The sequence below is a fragment of the Methylobacterium sp. J-092 genome, assembly GCF_022829325.1.
Lineage (GTDB): Bacteria > Pseudomonadota > Alphaproteobacteria > Rhizobiales > Beijerinckiaceae > Methylobacterium.
Map to the genome: position 1 here is coordinate 57,599 of NZ_JAKSXU010000177.1, position 19,989 is coordinate 77,587.

Below are 19,989 nucleotides of genomic sequence, written 5' to 3' on the forward strand. Positions count from 1 at the left end.
CCGCGGCACGCAATCGACAGGGCGACGACGATGGACCCGGCCTTCAAGGATCATTTCTCGTCCCATGCGGCCGGCTACGCCGCGCACAGGCCGACCTATCCGCCGGCGCTCGTCGCGTTCCTCGCCGAATGCGCGCCCGGTCGAGACCGCGCGCTCGATTGCGCCTGCGGCACCGGCCAGCTCTCGACGCCGCTCGCCGAGCATTTCGACGCCGTCGTCGCCACCGATGCCAGCGCCGCGCAGATCGCGAACGCGACGCCGCATCCCCGCGTCGCGTACCGGATCGGGGCGGCCGAGCGGAGCGGCCTGCCGGCGGCGAGCGTCGATCTGATCACCGTGGCGCAGGCCGCCCATTGGCTCGACCTCGACGCCTTCTACGCGGAGGTCCGCCGCGTCGCCCGCCCGGGCGCCGTGCTGGCGCTCGTCAGCTACGGCATCCTCCACGTCGAGGGCGCACCCGACGCGGTGGTGCAGCATTTCTACCGCAACGTCGCCGGACCGTACTGGCCGCCGGAGCGCAGGCATGTCGAGGCGGGATACCGCTCGCTGCCGTTCCCCTTCGCGGAGTTCGTCGCGCCGGACCTCGCGATCACCGTCGCGTGGCGTCTTCCCGACCTTGTGGGCTACGTCGAGACATGGTCGGCGCTGCGGGGGCTCGAGACGGCGGTCGGCCGGGCGCCGGTCGACGCGTTCCAGGACGCGCTCGCCGCGTCGTGGGGGCCGGCCGAGCACCGCCGCGCCGTACGCTGGCCGCTGGCGCTGCGACTCGCGCGGCTGTGAGCGGCAGCGTCGATCGGACGTCGAAGATTCGCCTCAAAGCACGCTGATCTGTGTTGCGATCCGCGGCCCAACACGAACGTGATCGTGCGATGGGCTTCGAAGCCTGCGGCGTTCGCATTTCGTTTACGAACCGGCCGGACATTGCGACCACGACAGATCCCGAGGGGACGAACCATGATCCGAATTCTTTCCGTTGCTCTCCTCGCCGGGAGCCTCGTCGCCGCAGCACCCGCGGCTGAAGCCCGTGACGGCATCGGCGCCGGCGGCGCAGCCGCGCTCGGCGTGCTCGGCGGCCTCGCCGTCGGCGGCGCGATCGCCTCCTCGCAGAACGGCTACTATCCTGGCCAGCCGGTCTACCGCGCCCCGCGCCCGGTCTACGTCGAGGAAGATTACGGCCCGGTCTGCCACTTCGAGCGCCGCCGGACGATCGACGCCTATGGCGACGTGTTCATCCGCCGCGTCCGCGTCTGCGAATAAGCGATCGATCCGCGGCCGGTGGCAGCACCGGCCGCGCTCAAGGTCTCGGCCGGTCCCGCAGCGCGGCGGGCTCAACGATGGCCGGGCCTGGGCCGCGCCCGAGCCGTTCCGCGCAGAAGATGCCGCCGAGCACCAGGGCCAGCGCGACGGCCTCATTGGTGCCGAAGGGCTCTCCGACCACGAGCACGGCGAGCCCGGCGCCGAAGATCGGCACGAGATTGACGAACAGGCCGGCCCGGTTCGGCCCGATCAGCTCGACACCGCGCATGAAGAACAGCTGCGCGGCCAGCGACGGCCCGAGCGCGACGAACGCCACGATCGCCCAGCCCTCGATCCCCGGCCAGATCACCCGGCCGGACGCCGCCTCGATCGCCAGAAGCGGCAGGGAGGTGACGAAGGCCATCAGCGCCATCGCCGCGAAGAAGCTCAGCCCGGAAATGGCCGGGCGGTGCGGCAGGGCGATGGTGTAGCCGGCATAGAACAGGCAGGCGATGAAGATCAACACGTCGCCGCGATTGAAGCCGAGGGTGGCGAGCACGTGCCAGTCGCCGTGCGTCGCGGCCACCGCCGCGCCGAGGAGGGTCACGAGCACGCCGATCGCTTGGCCGGACGTGACCCGGGTCCGATAGAGACCGTAGTTCATCAGAATCACCAGAACGGGGATCGAGCCCTGGAACAGGGCGAGGTTGATCGCGCTGGTGTAGGCCCCGGCGGCGTAGAACAGGCTGTTGAACGCCGTGTAGCCAAGGCCGCCCATCAGAAGGACGAGCCGCCAATGGCCGCGCATGCCCGGCCAATCGGCCGCGATGCGGCGCCGGGCGAACAGCCACAGCACAACGCAGACCACGGCCCAGCGCAGCGACGTGATCGCTTGCGGCGAGACGTGGCCCGGCGCCCACTTCCCCGCCACCGCGTTGCCCGCCCAGAGCAGGGCGGTCAACGTCAGGAGGGGATAGGCCGCGACGGTCCGGGGAGGCGTGGGAATCGCCGGCCGCTCAGCGGCGGCGGAACTGGCCGCCGCGCACCGGCGGACGCGGGCCGGCCGAGCGCTCGTCCTTGTGACGGAACACGAGGCGGCCCTTCTCGAGGTCGTAGGGCGACATCTCGACGGTGACGCGGTCGCCGGCCAGCGTCTTGATGCGGTTCTTCTTCATCTTGCCGGCAGTGTAGGCGACGATCTCGTGGCCCTGATCGAGCTGCACCCGGTAGCGCGCATCCGGCAGGATCTCGAGAACGAGACCGTCGAACTGCATCAATTCTTCTTTCGCCATTCACCCTCTCCAGTCGGACCGTCTGGAAGCAGGCGTTCCGGCGCACGATCTTTCGTCACGGCAATTCGATGAACGCGGCGGCGGCGGGTCCGTATCCGGAGGCGCCAAGCCATCAAGTGTCGGGCACGATGTAGGGGCCTCCTGCCACGCAAGCAAGCTTCGCCGCCTCGCGACCACTGCGGCGTCGACACAAAAAGCGCCGTTCCCGGACGATTCCTGTGCGAAACGGTTGATCCTACGGCGCCGTCTCGTTGCCCGCGTAATCGAGCCGGCCGTCCGGCGCACGCTTCCAGACCTTGAGGGCTACGGCACCCGAGCTCGGGTCGCCCTGCGCATCGAAGGCGATTTCGCCCTGGATCGTGCGGAAGGGCGCGCCCCGGAGTGCTGCGGCGACCGTGCGCCCGTCCCGAGACTTCGCCCGGTCGATCGCCTGCGCCAGCACCTCGACCGCCGCATAGGTCGGCCCGGCGAGCGCATCGGCTTCCGCGGTGCGGGGCGGGCGGCCCCTGACCTCGGGAAGCCGCACCGGCTCGGCCGGGACGGTCATCACCGTCCCCTCGCCGGCGGCCGACGCGAGCGTCGCGAAGTCCCGGTCGAGGATGCCGTCGCTCGCCACCAGCCGGGCGGTCGATCCGGCGTCGCGCATCGCGTGCGCGAGCGTCGCCGCCTCCGGCGCCAGCCCGCCGAAGTAGACCGCGTCGACGCGGGCGGCCTTCAGCGTCGCGGCGAGGTCCGCAGCGTCCCGGCTGCCGCGCGGCAGGCTCTCGAACGCGACCTCGGGCCTGCCGGCGGCCTTGAGCGTCGCGGAGACCGCGTCCGCAAGGCCGCGGCCGAAGGTGGTTCGGTCGTGGACGATGGCGACGCGGCGCCCCGCTTCGTGCGCGAGCAGGTAGCGGCCGGCGGCCTCGCCCTGCTGCGCGTCGCCGGCGACGATGCGGAACAGGGTCGCGTGGCCCCGGCGCGTCAGCGCGGCCCAGGACGCCCCCGGCGTGACCACGACGATGCCGGCATCGTCGTAGATCGCGGCGGTGGCGGCCGCGACCGAGGATTCGAGCGGCCCGACCACGAGGCGGATGCCGTCCGCGGCGAAGCGCCTGGCGACCGCGACGCCCTGCTTCGCGTCGCCGGCATCGTCCGCGACCACCAGCGCGAACTTGCGGCCGGACGCGCCGGCCGCGCGGTTGAGGTCGGCGACGGCCTGCTCGGCGCCGAGCCGCATGCCCTGGCCGAAGGCGGCGTCCGGCCCGGTGAGCGGAGCCGACAGCCCGATCTTGGTGACCGTCTGGGCCGCGGCCGGCGCAGCGAGCAGAAGTGCCGTGACGATCCCGATCAGTGCGCGCATCGAAACCCATACCGCAGCGGCCGGAGCGGCGGCCGCGATGACCTCGGGACAGCTTAGCCGCCGCGCCGCGCCGGCGAAAGCGAAGCGGCGCCGGTCCGACGGTCGATCAGCACGCCGTGTTTCCGGGCATGACGACCAGGCTTTCAGAGCGCGCCGTCGCGGATCGCGCCCGGATCGGCGAGGCTGTGCAAGACCCGGGCGGCGCTGTGGGCGAAGCGCAGCGTCACGGCCTTGCGGCGCGGGCCGGAGAGCGGGTGCTCGGGCGCCTCGCGGATCACCAGCCCGCCGAAGGCGTCGGCGACGATCAGGCCGCATTCGTCCGGGATCAGCGATTCCGGCACCGTGTCCGGGATCGCGAAGAAGAAGCGGTCGCAGAAGTCGCGGTAGTCGGGCCATTTCCGGTCGGCGCGGAAGTCCGCCACGCTCGACTTGATCTCGACGATGGTCAGGCGCCCGGCGCCGCACAAGGCGATCACGTCGGCGCGGCGCCCGTTGACCAACGAGAACTCGGGCAGGGTGGCGCAGCCCATCTCGGAGAACAGGCGGCGCACCCCGCGCTGGATCCTCAGCGCCGTCGGCGACTGGCGCCGGTCGGGCGGCAGGATCAGGTCCGGCGCGGCGTCGACCGTGCGGGCTTCGGCCGGAAGAGCATGGGCGAGGGCTGACGACATCGTCTCTCGTGTGGCGGCCTGTGCCGAATCGGGACGGCGCATCTTGCCAAGCCCGGACTGCGCTTGTCACCTGCGGCCGGAGATCACGCGAGCGATCCTGCCAGCGCCGCGCGGATCGCGGCGAACCCGTCCGTGAGCGCGGCCGGGCCGGGCTGCAGGATCAGCGGCGACTTGATCTCGTGGATGCGGCCATCCCGCACCGCCGGGATCGCCGCCCATCCCGGGCGGGATGCGATGCGCGCGACATTGACCTTCTTCCCGCACCACGAGGCCAGGACGACGTCGGGCGCCGCCGCGATCACGGCCTCGGGCGCGACGATCCGGTCGACGGCGGCGGCCATCCGGGCGCGGTCGGGAAACACGTCGTCGCCGCCGGCGAGGCCGATCAGCTCCGAGACCCAGCCGATGCCGGAGATCATCGGCTCGTCCCATTCCTCGAAATAGACGCGGGGCCGCCGACGGCCCGCGACCTCGGCGGCCGCCCGTGCCAACGCGTCGGCATAACCCTGCGCCAGGGCGTCGGCCCGGTCCGGCACGCCGACGAGGGCGCCGAGCGTGCGGATCATCGCGAGGCAGCCGGCGACGTCGCGCTGGTTGAACAGGTGCACGGCGATCCCGGCCCGGGCGAGGTCGGCGGCGATGTTCGCCTGGAGATCGGAGAAGGCGAGGACGAGATCGGGCTCGAGCGCGAGGATCTTCGGCAGGTCCGCGCTGGTGAAGGCCGACACGCGCGGCTTCTCGCGCCGGACCCGCGGCGGACGCACGGCATAGCCCGACACCCCGACGATGCGGCGCTCCTGGCCGAGCAGGTACAGCGTCTCGACGGTCTCCTCGGTGAGGCAGACGATGCGCTCGGGTGGAAACCGGCGCATCAGCCCTGGAACCACGCCAGCAGCCCGGCACCCGGTGCCAGGAGCACGAAGGCCCAGACGAGGGCCGAGAGGACGTTGGCCACCTGGAACGGCAGCCGGGCGACCCCGAACATGCCGGCGATCAGCGGCACCACCGCGCGGGCGGGCCCGAAGAACCGCCCAAGCGCCACCGCCGCCGCGCCCCAGCGCTTCAGGAAGACCTCGCCCTTGGCGACCATCTCGGGGTAGCGCCGCATCGGCCACAGGCGCTTGGCGCCCTCGCCGTAGGACCGGCCGAACTCGTAGGAGAGCCAATCGCCGAGGGCCGCGCCGACGGCCGCCGCGGCCACCACCGGCCAGAACGCGATGTCGGTCGCCCCGATCATCGCGCCGATGCCGATCAGGATCACGGTGGCCGGCACCAGCAGCGACAGGAAGGCGATGGATTCGCAGAAGGCCAACGCGCCGACGATCAGCGGCGTCCACGCCCGGTGCGCCTCGACGAAGGCGAGGGCGGAGACGCGCAGCGATTCGAAATCCATGGTCCGCCTTGTCGAGGATGGGGGGTGCCGGGTGCGCGGGATGCCGAAAGCCGGTAACACGCCGCGGAGGCCACGCGTGCCGGGGAGATCGCGATGAACATCCTGTCGATCCAGTCCCACGTCGCCTACGGCCATGTCGGCAACGCCTCCGCGGTGTTTCCGATGCAGCGGCTCGGGGTCGAGGTCTGGCCGATCCACACGGTGCAGTTCTCCAACCACACCGGCTACGGGGCCTGGCGCGGACGCGTCTTCGACGGGCCGGCGGTCGAGGATCTGGTGGCCGGCATCCGCGAGCGTGGGGTGCTCGGCACCTGCGACGGCGTCCTGTCCGGGTACATGGGTTCGGCCGACATCGGCACCGCGATCCTCGGCGCGGTCGATGCGGTGCGGGCCGAGAACGCTCGGGCGCTCTACGCCTGCGACCCGGTGATCGGCGACACCGGCCGCGGCGTCTACGTCCGCCCCGGCATCGCCGAGTTCATGGCCGAGCGCGCGGTGCCCGCCGCCGACATCGTGACGCCGAACCAGTTCGAGCTCGACCTGCTCACCGGCCTGCCGACCGGCACGTTGGCGGAGGCCAAGCGCGCGGTCGCCGCCCTGCAGGAACGCGGACCGCGGGTGGTGCTCGTCACCTCGCTCGTCACCGACGCGACCCCGCCCGACGCCATCGACCTGCTGGCCGGGGAGGGCGGCACGTTCTGGCGGGTGCGCACGCCCCGCCTCGACCTGTCGGTGAACGGAGCAGGCGATTGCATCGCCGCGCTGTTCCTCGTCCACTACGCCCGCACCGGCTCGGCGGCGCTGGCGCTCGGCATGGCGGCGGCCTCGGTCTACGGCGTCCTGCGGCGCACGCTGGCGGAGGGCTCGCGCGAGATCCTCACCGTGGCGGCGCAGGACGAGTTCGTGGCGCCGACCGAGACGTTTCCGGTGGAGACGGTCTGAGAGCGAGAGAAGGAACCTCTGGATGCCGCGCCGCTTCGTCACCCTGGATGTGTTCACGACGCAGGCCCTGGCCGGCAACCCGCTCGCCGTGGTGCTCGAGGCCGACGGGCTCGACGACGGGGCGATGCAGGCGGTCGCCCGCGAGTTCAACCTGTCGGAGACGGTGTTCGTGATGCCGCCGGACGAGCCGCGGCACCGGGCGAGGCTCCGGATCTTCACGCCGACTCGCGAGCTGCCCTTCGCCGGGCATCCGACCATCGGCACCGCAATCCTGCTGGCCCTGCGCGAGGCGCGGCCCGAGGGGGCCGACGCCGTCGCGTTCGGTCTGGAAGAGGCGGTGGGCACGATCCCCTGCGTGGTCGAGACCGGCGACGGAGGGGGCCGCGCCCGCTTCAGGCTCCCGATCCTGCCGGACTACCTCGGCGAGGCTGCCGACGCCGCCGCTCTCGCGGCCGCGTTCGGGCTGGCGCCCGATGATATCGGCTTCGGACGGCACCGGCCGAGCCGGCACGGCGTCGGCCCGAGCTTCACCTTCGTTCCGGTCGCCTCGCCGGACCGTCTCGACGCGGCGCGACCGGGCACGCTGGCCGACACCTCGGACGGCTTCCTGCTCTACGCGCCGGACACGGCGGAGATCGGTCTCGCCTTCCAGGCCCGGATGTTCGCCCCCGCCCTCGGCGTGGCCGAGGACCCGGCGACGGGCTCCGCGGCCGCCGCCTTCGCCGGCGTGCTGATGCAGTTCGAGCCGCTCGGCGACGGCACGCACGACGTCGCGATCACGCAAGGCGTCGCGATGGGCCGCCCGAGCGCGATCGCGCTGCAGGTCGTGGTCCAGGCCGGCGGCCTGCGCTCGGTCGAGATCGGCGGGGCGGCGGTGATCGTGTCGGAAGGCGTGCTCCATGTCTGATGCGGCGACGCCGGACTCACGGCCGTACGGTTTCGAGGTCGTCCGCCTCGCGCGCCTCGAAGCCCGGCTGGTGACCTACGATTGGGCCTGGGCGCGCGACAACGCCGAGCGCATCGAGCAGAACTGGATGCGGCGGCGGGCGGCGCAGCCCGCTCTGTTCGACGGGCCGGTGCTGGTGGCCTGCGGCTGCGCGATCGACGGCGACAGCTGTCGCCTGGACCTGTTCGAGACGCCGTATTCCCGCTTCCTGGCCTATCGCGACGGCGGATCGCCGGACGGGCACGTCGCCAACGCCTTCGCGGCGATCGTGCCGTGGAGCGCCGACGGCGCGGTCCTGCTCGGGCGGATGGGCGCGCATACGGCCAATGCCGGGCAGATCTACTTTCCCTGCGGCACGCCGGACCTCGACGACGTGCGCGGCCAAGCAGTCGACTTCTCGGGGAGCGCCGCGCGCGAGCTTCTGGAGGAGACCGGCCTCCGGGTGCCCGACGGGGCGACCGAGGACTGGGTCTGCCTGCGCGGCGAGGGCCAGCTCGCCTTCCTGCGGCCCGTCCGCTTCGCCGAGGACGCCGCCGCCCTGATCGAACGCATGGAGATCCACGCGCTGGGCGAGGACGAGCCCGAGCTCGCCGGGATCGTGGCGGTGCGCGAGGCCGCCGACATCGAGGCGGCGATGCCCGGCTTCGTGCGCGCCTACCTCGCCAGCGCCTTCGAGGCCGAGACCGGCGCCGCCGAGGTGACGCCCTGATCCGTCCGTGACCCGGATGCGTCGACAACCGGCGGTGCATCGGGCAGGCTTTCTTAGCCGTTTCGTCGCCATCCCGGAGTTCCGCATGACCCTGAAATCCAAGACCGCGATCGTCACCGGCTCGACCAGCGGGATCGGGCTGTGCATCGCACGAGCCCTGGCGCGGGACGGGGCGAACGTGGTGCTGAACGGCTTCGGGGAGGCCGACGCGATCGAGACGGCGCGCGCCGGGATCGAATCCGAGTTCGGCGTGCGGGCGCATCATTCGGCCGCCGACATGACGAAGCCGACCGAGATCGGCGAGATGGTGCGCGAGGCGGAAGCCCGCTTCGGCTCCGTCGACGTGCTCGTCAACAACGCCGGCATCCAGTTCGTGTCGGCGATCGAGGAGTTCCCGGGCGCGAAGTGGGAGCAGATCATCGCGATCAACCTGTCCTCGGCCTTCTACGCGATGCAGGCGGCGATCCCGGGGATGAAGGCGCGCGGCTGGGGGCGAATCATTAACACCGCCTCGGCCCACTCGCTGGTCGCCTCGCCGTACAAGTCGGCCTACGTCGCGGCCAAGCACGGCATCGCCGGCCTGACCAAGACCGCGGGGCTGGAGCTTGCCACGCACAAGATCACGGTGAACTGCATCTCGCCCGGCTACGTCTGGACGCCGCTCGTCGAGGCGCAGATCCCCGATACGATGAAGGCGCGTGGGCTGACCAAGGAGCAGGTGATCGACCAGGTGCTGCTGAAGGCGCAACCGACGAAGGAGTTCGTCACCGTCGATCAGGTCGCCGCGCTCGCCCTGTTCCTGTGCTCGGATGCGGCGAGCCAGATCACCGGCACTAACATCGCCATGGATGGCGGCTGGACGGCGCAGTAGCCCGCACGCGAAAGCACCCCGCCGGTCAACCGGCGGGGTGCTTCGATGGCGCAGGATTTTGCAACGCGGGCTGCGTTTAGCGGCGCCCGTGCAGCAGCAGGGCGAGGCCGTAACCGACGGCGCCGGCGAGCACCAGCGCGATCAGCGGATTCTCCTCGACCCGCGAGCTGACCGCCTGGCGGCCGTCGCGCAGGTAGTCGCCGCGGCGGTCGTAGGCGTCCGAGGCGTAGTCCGTGACGTTGTCGGCGACGTCGCGCAGCTTGCTGCGTGCCTGCCCGTAGGCGTCCTTGGCCTGCCCGTAGGCCTCTTGGGCGCGGTCGCCGGCCTCGTCGGCGACGTTGCGCACGGTGTCCTTGGCCTGGCCGTAGGCCTCCTGCGTCTTGCCGCCGGCCTCGCGAAGGCGGCCTTCCGCCGAGTCGCGGTTGGACCCGACGAAGTCGCCGGCCGCCCCCTGAATCTTGCCGCCAAGCTCCTTGGCACCGCCGACGATGCGATCCGTATCGACCATGGTCATCTCCTACCCGTCAGTTCTGCGCGTTTGATGGCGGCGTGACCCACGCCGCCCGTCGATCCGTGCCCGCCCGAGCGGGGTGCCGGCTACTTGCCGAGGATCTTGGTCACGAGGCGCCCGATCGGCGAGGCGGAGCTCGCGTTGCGGTCGTCGCGAACGACCTGGCGATCCTCGTTCCCGAGAAGCTTCGTGACGATGCGTCCGATCAGGCTCATGGTTCTCTCCGCGCGATGGGCGCCGCCGGGCGGCGCAGCTTGACCTCTCAACGGCCGATCGCCGCAGCCCGTTCCGTCGCAACGGAGGCGGTCGCGGCGCGGGCCGGCGTCTTGCTGGAGCTACTGGTGGCTCCGCAGGAACTCCGCCGCCGCATCGAGGGAGCGGCGCGCCTCCGGCAACATGCTGTGCGCGAACTGCCAGACATGGGCGACCACCGGGAACACCGTCAGGGACACGGTGACGCCGGCCGCCCGCGCCTTCTCGGCCATCCGCACCGAATCGTCGCGCAGCACCTCCCGCTCGCCGACATGGAGCAGCAGCGGCGGCAGGCCGGCGAGATCCGCGAAGAGCGGCGAGATCCGCGGGTCGGCGGGATCGGCCCCGCCGAGATACATCGGCCCGAGGTTGATCAGCGCCCGCGGGTCGAACATCGCGTCGCGCCGGGCATTGCTGACGCGCGAGCCGTCCTCGGCGAGGAAGTCGGTGACCGGCGAGAATAGGGCGGCGGCCGTCGGAAGAGGCAGCCCGCGGTCGCGGGCCCCCAGCATCGCGACGAGCGCCAGGTTGCCGCCGGCGGAATCGCCGGCGATCGCCGCCGGCCCGAGCGCGGCGAGCGCGTTCCAGGCCGCGCACGCATCCTCGACGCCGGCCGGAAACGGGTGCTCTGGTGCGAGCCGGTAATCGGCGGCGAAGATCGTGAAGCCGCGCTCGGCCAGCGCGCCCGTCACCGGGCGATGCGATTTCGGCGAGCAGGCGACGAAGCCGCCGCCGTGCAGGTAGAGCAGCCGCCGCTCCGGTCCCTCGGGGCGGACCGGCTTGACCCATTCGCCGGGTATCCCGCCGACGGCGCAGGCCTCGTAGGTTGCGCCGGACGGGTCCGGGAACGTCCGGCCGCCGAAGACAGCCCGGATCTTGCCCACGTCGTCCATCGCGCCGAGGCGGTTCCGGACGTTGCGCCTGACCATGGAGGACGCGAGATGCGCACGCAGGCTCGCCATGATGTCGTCTGCTCCGGATCTTCGATTGGGCCACGGGACGGCGCCCGGCACGATATGGTCCGGGCGCCGGCGATGAACAGCCGGGGTCACGTTCCGATCCGGGATCGATCCAGCACCCGCGGGGAAACGACCGCGTGTCGATCGCGCCGGGAAAAGCTTGGCCCGAAGCTTCCATGGCCGTCCCGATCAGCCACTCGAGTTCCGAGATCCGATGTTCGACCGCCTCCTGCATGCCGGCCTCAGCATCCTTCTGCTGCTCGCCGTCGCCGTCCTGCTCTCGACGAACCGGCGGGCGATCCGGCCCCGCGTCGTGCTCGCCGCGCTCGTTCTGCAGGTCGGCCTCGGCGTGCTGATCCTGTTCGTCCCGTCCGGCCAGGCCGGCCTCTCTGCCGCGGCCGGCTTCGTCCAGACCGTGCTCGGTTACGGCGACCGCGGCACCGCATTCCTGTTCGGCGGCCTCGTCGAGCCGCGGATGTTCGAGCTGTTCGGCGGCAGCGGCTTCATCCTGGCGCTTCGGGTGCTGCCGCAGATCCTCTACGTCTCGGCGCTGATCGGCGTGCTGTATCACCTCGGGATCATGCAGGCCGCCGCCCGCATCGTAGGCGCCGGCCTGCGCAGGCTGGTCGGTACCAGCCCGATCGAGTCGTTCTCGGCGGTGATCACCATCGCCATCGGGCAGAGCGAGATCGCGGTGGCGCTGCGCCCGTTCCTCGCGCTGCTGACCGGGGCCGAGTTGTTCGCGGTGATGACGAGCGGCGCCGCCTCCACCGCGGGCTCGATCCTGGCCGGCTACGCGGCGCTCGGCGTGCCGATGACCTACCTGCTCGCCGCCTCGCTGATGGCGATCCCCGGCGGGCTGCTCTTCGCCAAGCTGCTGGTGCCCTCGACCGAGCCGACGCGGATCGCCACCACCCGGGTCGAGTTCGGCGAGACGCGCGCGGCCAACCTGATCGAGGCCGCGGCCGACGGCACGCAGAAGGGGCTCGCCGTCGCCGTCGCGGTCGGCGCGATGCTGATCGCCTTCGTCGGCCTGATCGCGCTCGCCGACGGCATCGTCGGCTACCTGGGCGGCCTCGCCGGATATCCGGCGGCCTCGATCCAGGGCATCCTCGGGTTCGCGCTCGCACCGCTCGCCTGGCTCCTCGGCGTGCCGTGGGAGCACGCGACATTGGTCGGCGGCGCGATCGGGCAGAAGCTCGCCTTCAACGAGTTCTTCGCCTACGCCAACCTCTCGCCGGTGCTGAAGGGCGGCACCCTCGATCCACGCAGCCAGGCGATCGTCTGCTTCGCGCTCTGCGGCTTCGCCAACCTGTCGTCGATCGCGATCCAGCTCGCGAGCTTCTCCAGCCTCGTGCCCGAGCGCCGATCCGAGATCGCCCGCTACGGCCTGCGCGCCATCCTCGCGGGCACCCTATCGAACCTGACGAGCGCGGCCATCGCCGGCCTGTTCATCGCCGCGTGAGGCGGTTTGCCGGCCTCACGCCGGCGGCCGCGAACGTGTAGAACGGCGCCCGAAGACCCGATGTCGGCGACAGATCCCTCGCGCGGGATCGGCCCCGGCGAACGGGTCGCGGACGGTGGACCGGGGCGCGTCGCCATCGGCGGAGGACGGACATGACGACGGTTCTCGACCCTACGGCGGCGCAGGCCTCGGATGGCGCGCGCGCCGCGACGTCGCGGATCGTGCCGCCGTTCCGGGTTCCGCCGGAGCGCGAGCCGCCGATCCTCTCCTATCTCGGCGCGTTGCGCACCAATGCCCTCGTCGGCTGGCCGCGCCGGGCCTACGACGATCTGATCACCCGCCGCAGCCTGCTCGGGCGGTCGAGCTTCACCCTGAGCGATCCGGATGCGATCCGCCGGGTGCTCGTCGACAACCAGGCGAACTATGCGCGCACCGCCGGTTCCGTGCGGATCCTGCGCCCGATCCTCGGCGACGGCGTCCTGATCAGCGAGGGCGCATCCTGGCGCCACCAGCGACGCTCGCTGGCGCCGGCCTTCACCCCGAAGGCGATCGACGGCCTCGTCCCGCTGATCGACCGCGCGATCGGCGACGCGCTCGGCGAGTTCGACGTCGCCGCCGCGCGCGGCCCCGTCGCCCTGTTCGCCGCCCTCCACCGGCTGGCCCTCGAGATCGCCGGGCGCAGCATGTTCTCGGTGGCGATGGATCGGCACGGGGACGCGCTGCGCGGCTTCATCGCCGAGTATTCCGAGCGCCTCGGCCGGCCCCACCTCCTCGACATCCTGATGCCGCCGACCTGGCGGGCGCCCCTCGACTTTCCGCGCGCCCGGTTCCGGAAGCGCTGGACGCCCTTCCTCGGCCAGATCATCGAAGCGCGGGCCGCCGACGGGACCCCGCGCACCCATCGCGACCTGCTCGACCTGCTGATGGCCGCCCGCAATCCCGAGACCGGGGCGGCCTTCAGCTACGCCGAGGTCCGCGACCAGGTCGCGACCATGATCCTGGCCGGGCACGAGACCACCGCGGTGCTGCTGTTCTGGGCCGCCTACATGCTAGCGCTGGCGCCCGAGCTGCAGGAGCAGGTGGCGCGCGAGGTGCAGGGCGCGGACCTCGCCGCCCCGGCCGGCTGCGCCCAGGACGGGCGCCTGCCGCTGACCCGCGCGGTGATCGACGAGACGATGCGGCTCTATCCGCCGGCCTTCGTCATCGTGCGACGCGCGCTCGAAGCCGACCGCGTCACCGGCGTGGAGATCGCGGCCGGCGACATCGTGATGATCTCGCCCTGGGTGCTGCACCGGCACCGCCGCCTCTGGGACGACCCGCACGCCTTCGATCCGGGCCGCTTCCTCCCCGGCGCCCCGGCGATCCCGCGCTACGCCTATCTCCCCTTCGGCGTCGGCCCGCGGGTCTGCATCGGCGCGCATTTCGCCCTCACCGAGGCGGTGCTGGCGCTCGCCCGCATCGTCGGCCGGTTCAGGATCTCGCTCGCCGATACCCGCCCGGTGCTGCCGGCGGCCGTCGTGACGACCCAGCCCGAGCACGCACCGGACTTCCACCTGGTGCCGCGCTGACGGCCCCCCGTGCCGGCCCGCTGCGACATCGCGCCGTCACATTTAAACCACGGCCCGAACCTAGGCGTAGCGTCGCCCGACGACCGGGCATGATGCCGTTCCAGCCTGCCCGGTGCGCGTTCTCGATGCCGGGATCCTATGCGGATGCCCCATGTCGCACGTCACCGCGTTCCCGATCGCGCAGAAGCCCCCCAAAGCGGCGTCGCCGCGCCTTCATGCGGTCGCCGCAGGCGAGGGCGATCCGCGCGCCATCGCGGTGCGCAGCCTCCGCCTCGGCATGTCGGCGCTCGATGAGGTCATCGCGCTTCTGGACGGCGACCTCGGCGTCGCGTTCGAGCGGGCGGTCGAGACCATCCTGTCGGTGAAGGGCCGCGTCATCGTCTGCGGCATCGGCAAGAGCGGCCATGTCGGGCGCAAGCTCGCCGCGACGCTGGCCTCCACCGGCACGCACGCCTTCTTCGTCCACCCCACCGAGGCGAGCCACGGCGACCTCGGCATGATCGCCGCCGACGACGTGATCGTCGCACTGTCGTGGTCGGGCGAGACGGTGGAGCTCGGCGACCTCGTCAGCTTCTCGCGCCGCTTCTCGATCCCCCTGATCGCGATCACCTGCAACGCCGACAGCACGCTCGGCCGCGCGGCGGACGTGCTGCTCGCCCTGCCGAAGGTGCGCGAATCCTGCCCCCACGACCTCGCGCCCACCACCTCGAGCCTGATCCAGCTGGCGCTCGGCGACGCCCTCGCGGTGGCGCTCGTCGAGCAACGCGGCTTCACCTCGGCGCGCTTCAAGACGCTCCATCCCGGCGGCACCCTCGCCGCACGCCTGAAGACCGTGCGCCAGCTCATGCACACCGGCGACGAGGTGCCGCTCGTGCCCGACGCGATGGTGATGTCCGACGTCCTGATCGAGATCACCCGGCGCCGCTACGGTTGCGTCGGCGTCGTCGACGCGGACGGGCACCTGATCGGCATCGTCACCGACGGCGACCTGCGCCGCCACATGGGCCCGGCGATCCTCGACACCACCGTTCAGCAGGTGATGACGGCCGCCCCGGTGGTGGTCGAGGCCGACCTCCTGGCGAGCGCCGCCCTGGAGGTGATGAACCGCAAGCGCATCACGGCGATCTTCGTGGTCGAAGCCGGCCGCCCCGCCGGCATCCTGCACATCCACGACCTGCTCCGCGCCGGCGTGGTGTGACCCCCGCGGCCGCACCCTCGCGGATGCGGCTCGAAGCTTCGTCTGCGAAAGCGCAGTCGGGCTTGAGCAAGGGGCGGGGGAGGTGCCGATCCGATCCTACACAAACGAAAAAGGGGCCGGCGCTTCGCCAACCCCTCGCATCGCCCGTCGAAATTCGATGGTACCACCGCCCCGGCTCGAACGGGGGACCTCTTGATCCACAATCACGAGTAGAACAGTCCCGCTGCATCTCGACGACGATCTTATCGATGACCTCGATGCTATCGGGTGCACATGCCACCTTAGCCGATCGGAGGCCGCTCGGTGGTTGTCGCGATTCGCCAAGGGCGTCACGATTTTCGACGATCCCACCGCTGTCGCGCTAGTTGAACGAATGGCGGATGGACCGACGTGATTTTATCGGTATATTCCTAATTTAAACTGAAGTCAGCGACTTGAATCTTCCGCGAAGCTAAAAAAATACCCTCAAGTATTTTATTATCCAGAATAGGAACATCCAACTGCCAGGCGCACGATTTCGCAATCCCTCTGCGCTTATCGATCTTAGTCTAAGCGTTGCTAACAAACTCGCGCTTTATCACCGCTAAAACATCGCCAAATATCTCACGAATATTGCCTTTGGAAAAGCGTATTTGCTGCAAACCCACAATATTGCTAAATTCGCTAGTATCGTCTTCCAGTATTACAATTGCGCGCTTGAACCCTAACCTACCTTGGAACAATCCGGTTTCGTGGACAACATTTTCGCGTGCATGGGCTAAACCATCGCGATCTATATTTTCCCCAGTATGGACCAGCAATGCTAAAGTAGCGGAAGAAGCCATATCGGCCAGAACTTCTTGTATCGTATATCCCGCTCTCGCGCCCGTCTCGTAAGCAATAACTTCGATGCCGTGATGATCTCTCAGATGATCTTTAAGATCTTTCCATAACCTGCTTCGACCGTGGCCTATATAAACCATGACTGTTTTCAGTAGCTCGCTGGTTGGTAGGCGACTAGCCTCTAAATATCTATCAAGTATTTCGCAAACCTTTTCAGGTCCTGCGACATTTTCCATGTCATCGACAGTCATGAAAAGACTTGCGCTCTTGTACACCAACGCTAGATGGCTACGACCATCTTTTGTATAGGCTTGAAAAGCGAATTTTCGCGCTTTGAAGCCGATCTTTCTATAATATTCGTCAGGATTTCTTATGATACTTTCGGACGAATCATCCCAGTATGATATTGTCGTATTAGAAATTTCCTCTCCTTGTGACTCGACTTCTTATAAAAACGCCGATAGCGCTTGTTCCAACACGTCTGCAGCGAAGCGAACTCCGTCATAGGGTTTGAACCTGCCAAAGCGCATTTGTTTCACCTGTGCGAAAACGGGGCAGCATATGCTGCCCCGCTGTCACGTTTTGCCAGCTTAAGCTACGATTTATGTTGTGAAAAACGTAGTTCATGTCGATGCTGCGAAAGAACGGATGCCAGGAACTCGGCGCCCGAAACTTCATCGATCGCCCAGAATTCCAGACTGTTACAACCGATCCTCTTAGACCCGCTGCAATCGATCGACGCTGAAGTTCGCTTTCGATAGCCGCTTGTTCGTTAGAAGATTTGTAATCGAAAGCCGAATCGAGCGGGACAATGATGATGTCCTGACCCTGCCGGTTTATGTGTGCGATATCATAGCTTGGCATTTTAACCCTCTGTCAGCTTCGAAACGAGGCCGGGCTTGACCAAAGGGCTACGACCGCCAGAATGGCGGGCGCTGTGAAGCAGCCTGTCCCGCGCCCGGCCACCATGGTCGTTGCGGGTTCGGAACTACCGGGCCGTTGGGTGTCAGATACCCAGCGGCCCTTTCGTTTCCGATGGTCGTCGTCCCCAGAATTCACCAGCGCCTTTCGTTGACGGCCGGTTCGCCCTGAGTCGCACGATTCTACGCATGACGATCGAATCGGGTCAACAAGTGGTGTTTGGCCTCACGGTTCCACGCTAGATGTTGTGGTTTTGGCACTAAAATTGTGGATAAGTCGCGTGCGACCGTAAGTGCTGTTTCCACCGCTTGGATTCCGCGCGGGAATTTTTTGCGCCCGCAACGTGAGCCGGACACACCATCCCAATCGGGCGCTAATGCCGCACGTTGAGCATCGAATCCAGTTTGGCCGAACCGGGAATCTCAGTCTGGCTTCGATGGTCGAACCAAAGAGCATTGGCGTCAGCTAAGCCTAGGCTTGAGCCATGGCCGTCACCACCGCCTGAGCCAAGCGCAAAGGACCGTGTGGCTTACTATGCGCTTACTGGACCGGTTTTCCAGTAAGCCAAACGCCAACGAAAAAGGGGCTGGCAATCCGCCAACCCCTTACACCATCACATAAATTCGATGGTACCACCGCCCCGGCTCGAACGGGGGACCTCTTGATCCACAATCAAGCGCTCTAACCAACTGAGCTACGGCGGCACTGCGGCGGGGTGTATCGTGGCGGCGGCGGCATTTCAAGCGGGTTCGACACCACGCCTGCGCCTGTGGACGGAGGCGTGCGCGAACCCGTAAGGATCGGGCGTGTCCTGTCGTCCCATGCCCGCGCCGCGATGAGCCAGACCGCCGAGACCCCGCGCCGCCGTTGGGGCCGCGCGACCCTGGTCCAGGCGCCCGGCCGGCTCCGCGTCCTCGTCCGCCGCAGCGAGGTCGGGCTCGTGGTGCTCTCCGGCCTGACCGGATGCGTCGCCGGCGCGGCGGTGGCGGGGATGAACGTCGCGACGCAGGGCCTTCGCGAGGCGCTGTACCGCCTGCCGCACGGGACCCGCCTCAGCGCGGCCGACGCCGTGACGCCGCTCGCCCTGCTCGTCGGCCCCTGCCTCGGCGGCATCCTGCTCGGCCTCGTGATCCTCGCAGCCAACGCGATCCGCGGGCGGCGGAGGCGGCCGGTGATCGATCCGATCGAGGCCAACGCGCTCCATGGCGGCCGGATGTCGCTGCGCGACAGCGTCTACGTCGCCGTGCAGAACGTCATCTCGAACGGAAGCGGCGCCTCGGTCGGGCTCGAGGCGGGCTATACGCAGATCTGCGGCGGCCTCGCCTCGCGCCTCGGCATCGCCTTCGAGATGCGGCGCAACGACCTCCGCACGCTGGTCGGCTGCGGATCGGCCGCGGCGATCGCCGCCGCCTTCGGGGCGCCGCTGACCGGCGCGTTCTACGCCTTCGAGCTGATCATCGGCACCTACTCGATCGCGACGCTGACGCCGGTGGTGGTGGCTGCCTTGTGCGGCAGCCTGGTCTCGCGGAGCCTGGTCGCGGCCCAGCCTCTGGTCGCCCTCGACAACGTCCAGGCGGTGACGACGGCCGCGGTGACCGGCGCCGACACCCTGCCGAGCCTCGTCCTCGGCCTGTTCTGCGCCGGCCTCGGCATCCTGATCATGCGCGGCGTCACGCTGGTCGAGCAGGGCGTGGCGGCGACGCGGATCCCGCGGGTGGCCGGCCCCGCGCTCGGGGGCCTCTGCGTCGGCGCGCTGGCGCTCGCGATCGGCCCGCAGGTGCTGTCCGGCGGGCACGGCGCTCTCCACGTCCACTTCGCGGACGGGGCCGAGGGCTACGGCACGGCGGCGCTCGTTCTGCTGTTCGTCGGCAAGGCGACGGCCTCGGCGATCTCGATCGGGTCGGGGTTCCGCGGAGGCCTGTTCTTCGCCTCGCTGTTCCTCGGTGCGCTCGCCGGCAAGCTGTTCGCGATGGTCGCGCCGGCGGTGATCCCGGGGCTCGCCGCCTTCGGGCTGACGCCGCTCGCCTATGCGGTGATCGGCATGAGCGCGCTCGCGGTCGCCGTCATCGGCGGCCCGCTCACCATGACGTTCCTGGCGCTGGAGGTGACCGGCAGCCTGCCGCTCACCGGCCTCGTCCTCGTCGCCGTGATCGCCTCGTCGCTCACCGTGCGGAAGACCTTCGGCTATTCCTTCGCCACCTGGCGCTTCCACCTGCGCGGCGAGAGCATCCGCAGCGCCCACGACGTCGGCTGGATCCGCAGCCTGACGGTCGGTCGGCTGATGCGCAAGGACGTGCGCACCATCCCCCTCGACACGCCGATGGCGACCTTCCTGCGGGCGCACCCGCTCGGATCGCCCTCGCGGGTGATCGTGGTGGACGAGGCAGGCCGCTACGCCGGCATCGTCCTGGTGCCCGAGGCCCATGCCGCCGCGCGCGACGCGAGCGAGACGCCGGCGACGCTCGCCGACGTGCTGCGCCACCCCGACGACATCCTGACGCCCGAGCTGAACGCCAAGGAAGCCTCGGCGGCCTTCGACCGCACCGAGAGCGAGGCGCTCGCCGTGGTCGACTCGATCCGCGACCGGCAGGTCATCGGCATGCTCACGGAGAGCCACACCTTGAAGCGCTACAGCGACGAGCTCGACCGCCAGCGCCGGGCGATGCAGGGCGAGGCGGACTGATCGACGGCCGACCCGCGCTCAGCGCGGGCGGCGCCCGACGCTGACGACGTTGCTCGGGCGGGCCTTCCGCTCGGGGAGGATGTCCTCGACCTTCCGGACGATGCTGGCGGCGTCGAGGCCGGCCTCGGCGTACATCTTGTCCGGGCTGTCGTGGTCCTGGTAGCTGTCGGGCAGGGTCATCGTGCGCACCCGCAGCCGCATCGCGTCG

22 protein-coding genes and 1 tRNA gene are annotated in these 19,989 nt (G+C 69.7%); 10 read left to right on the forward strand and 13 right to left on the reverse strand.

Annotated elements, in window-relative coordinates; genetic code table 11:
- Positions 1–30: 30 nt before the first annotated feature.
- Together MKK60_RS20985 and MKK60_RS20990 are read left to right on the forward strand one after the other, a co-directional pair.
- Positions 31–780, forward strand: coding sequence for a class I SAM-dependent methyltransferase (locus MKK60_RS20985; protein WP_243988444.1), 750 nt, complete (start codon positions 31–33; stop codon positions 778–780).
- A 174-nt stretch (positions 781–954) separates the two neighbouring features.
- Entirely contained in the window at positions 955–1,257 is a 303-nt protein-coding gene (locus MKK60_RS20990; protein ID WP_147726188.1) for a hypothetical protein, read from the forward strand.
- 37 nt (positions 1,258–1,294) lie between these two features.
- Here MKK60_RS20990 and MKK60_RS20995 read toward each other — a convergent pair whose 3' ends face one another.
- The 6 genes from MKK60_RS20995 to MKK60_RS21020 form a co-directional block, all read right to left on the reverse strand.
- Entirely contained in the window at positions 1,295–2,242 is a 948-nt protein-coding gene (locus MKK60_RS20995; RefSeq protein ID WP_243988458.1) for a DMT family transporter, read from the reverse strand.
- A gap of 10 nt (positions 2,243–2,252) precedes the next feature.
- On the reverse strand, positions 2,253–2,528 hold the full coding sequence (gene infA / locus MKK60_RS21000; protein WP_147025743.1) for a translation initiation factor IF-1: 276 nt from the start codon (positions 2,526–2,528) through the stop codon (positions 2,253–2,255).
- Positions 2,529–2,763: 235 nt separating this feature from the next.
- Positions 2,764–3,870 carry a branched-chain amino acid ABC transporter substrate-binding protein gene (locus MKK60_RS21005; RefSeq protein ID WP_243988445.1) on the reverse strand — a complete coding sequence of 369 codons (1,107 nt, stop codon included), beginning with the start codon at positions 3,868–3,870 and terminating at the stop codon, positions 2,764–2,766.
- Positions 3,871–4,013: 143 nt separating this feature from the next.
- Entirely contained in the window at positions 4,014–4,541 is a 528-nt protein-coding gene (locus MKK60_RS21010; protein ID WP_147858828.1) for an MmcB family DNA repair protein, read from the reverse strand.
- 83 nt (positions 4,542–4,624) lie between these two features.
- A complete protein-coding gene (locus MKK60_RS21015; RefSeq protein WP_243934626.1) occupies positions 4,625–5,413 on the reverse strand; it encodes a cobalamin-binding protein in 789 nt (262 codons plus the stop codon).
- A complete protein-coding gene (locus MKK60_RS21020) occupies positions 5,413–5,934 on the reverse strand; it encodes a DedA family protein (RefSeq protein WP_243934627.1) in 522 nt (173 codons plus the stop codon). The genes MKK60_RS21015 and MKK60_RS21020 overlap by 1 nt, the downstream gene beginning before the upstream one ends.
- A 93-nt stretch (positions 5,935–6,027) precedes the next feature.
- Here MKK60_RS21020 and pdxY point away from each other — a divergent pair, with 93 nt between their 5' ends.
- The 4 genes from pdxY (at position 6,028) to MKK60_RS21040 (ending at position 9,402) form a co-directional block, all read left to right on the forward strand.
- Positions 6,028–6,876 (forward strand): pyridoxal kinase PdxY, encoded by an 849-nt coding sequence (gene pdxY / locus MKK60_RS21025; RefSeq protein WP_243988446.1) that lies wholly within the window; start codon positions 6,028–6,030, stop codon positions 6,874–6,876.
- A 22-nt stretch (positions 6,877–6,898) separates the two neighbouring features.
- Positions 6,899–7,783: a PhzF family phenazine biosynthesis protein gene (locus MKK60_RS21030; RefSeq protein WP_243988447.1), complete on the forward strand. Its 885-nt coding sequence runs from the start codon at positions 6,899–6,901 to the stop codon at positions 7,781–7,783.
- Positions 7,776–8,531: an NUDIX hydrolase gene (locus MKK60_RS21035; protein ID WP_243988448.1), complete on the forward strand. Its 756-nt coding sequence runs from the start codon at positions 7,776–7,778 to the stop codon at positions 8,529–8,531. The genes MKK60_RS21030 and MKK60_RS21035 overlap by 8 nt, the downstream gene beginning before the upstream one ends.
- A gap of 85 nt (positions 8,532–8,616) precedes the next feature.
- Entirely contained in the window at positions 8,617–9,402 is a 786-nt protein-coding gene (locus tag MKK60_RS21040) for a 3-hydroxybutyrate dehydrogenase (protein WP_243988449.1), read from the forward strand.
- Between the two features lie 76 nt (positions 9,403–9,478).
- Here the strand turns inward: MKK60_RS21040 and MKK60_RS21045 are convergent, their stop codons facing one another.
- The 3 genes from MKK60_RS21045 to MKK60_RS21055 form a co-directional block, all read right to left on the reverse strand.
- Entirely contained in the window at positions 9,479–9,910 is a 432-nt protein-coding gene (locus MKK60_RS21045) for a CsbD family protein (RefSeq protein WP_147841036.1), read from the reverse strand.
- 89 nt (positions 9,911–9,999) lie between these two features.
- A complete protein-coding gene (locus tag MKK60_RS21050; protein WP_147726177.1) occupies positions 10,000–10,128 on the reverse strand; it encodes a TFIIS helical bundle-like domain containing protein in 129 nt (42 codons plus the stop codon).
- Between the two features lie 120 nt (positions 10,129–10,248).
- On the reverse strand, positions 10,249–11,127 hold the full coding sequence (locus MKK60_RS21055) for an alpha/beta hydrolase (RefSeq protein ID WP_243988450.1): 879 nt from the start codon (positions 11,125–11,127) through the stop codon (positions 10,249–10,251).
- 211 nt (positions 11,128–11,338) lie between these two features.
- Here MKK60_RS21055 and MKK60_RS21060 point away from each other — a divergent pair, with 211 nt between their 5' ends.
- The 3 genes from MKK60_RS21060 to MKK60_RS21070 all read left to right on the forward strand — a co-directional run bounded on the left by MKK60_RS21060 (position 11,339) and on the right by MKK60_RS21070 (position 15,355).
- Positions 11,339–12,589 carry a NupC/NupG family nucleoside CNT transporter gene (locus MKK60_RS21060; RefSeq protein ID WP_243988451.1) on the forward strand — a complete coding sequence of 417 codons (1,251 nt, stop codon included), beginning with the start codon at positions 11,339–11,341 and terminating at the stop codon, positions 12,587–12,589.
- Positions 12,590–12,741: 152 nt separating this feature from the next.
- Positions 12,742–14,157: a cytochrome P450 gene (locus MKK60_RS21065; protein WP_243988452.1), complete on the forward strand. Its 1,416-nt coding sequence runs from the start codon at positions 12,742–12,744 to the stop codon at positions 14,155–14,157.
- Positions 14,158–14,308: 151 nt separating this feature from the next.
- The gene (locus MKK60_RS21070) at positions 14,309–15,355 is read left to right on the forward strand and encodes an SIS domain-containing protein (RefSeq protein ID WP_243988453.1); all 1,047 of its coding nucleotides are present in this window, start codon (positions 14,309–14,311) and stop codon (positions 15,353–15,355) included.
- Between the two features lie 548 nt (positions 15,356–15,903).
- Here the strand turns inward: MKK60_RS21070 and MKK60_RS21075 are convergent.
- From MKK60_RS21075 to MKK60_RS21085, 3 genes are all read right to left on the reverse strand, one after another.
- Complete coding sequence (locus tag MKK60_RS21075; protein ID WP_243988454.1) at positions 15,904–16,428, reverse strand: TIR domain-containing protein; 525 nt, start codon at positions 16,426–16,428, stop codon at positions 15,904–15,906.
- A 250-nt stretch (positions 16,429–16,678) separates the two neighbouring features.
- Positions 16,679–17,041 carry a hypothetical protein gene (locus tag MKK60_RS21080; protein WP_243988455.1) on the reverse strand — a complete coding sequence of 121 codons (363 nt, stop codon included), beginning with the start codon at positions 17,039–17,041 and terminating at the stop codon, positions 16,679–16,681.
- Between the two features lie 684 nt (positions 17,042–17,725).
- Positions 17,726–17,802: transfer RNA gene (locus MKK60_RS21085), tRNA-His, on the reverse strand.
- A gap of 131 nt (positions 17,803–17,933) precedes the next feature.
- On the opposite strand from MKK60_RS21085, the gene MKK60_RS21090 reads away from it, so the two are divergent.
- On the forward strand, positions 17,934–19,781 hold the full coding sequence (locus tag MKK60_RS21090) for a chloride channel protein (protein WP_243988459.1): 1,848 nt from the start codon (positions 17,934–17,936) through the stop codon (positions 19,779–19,781).
- A gap of 18 nt (positions 19,782–19,799) precedes the next feature.
- Here the strand turns inward: MKK60_RS21090 and MKK60_RS21095 are convergent.
- Positions 19,800–19,989: hypothetical protein (locus tag MKK60_RS21095; RefSeq protein WP_243934638.1), on the reverse strand; the 190-nt coding region annotated here is incomplete at its 5' end.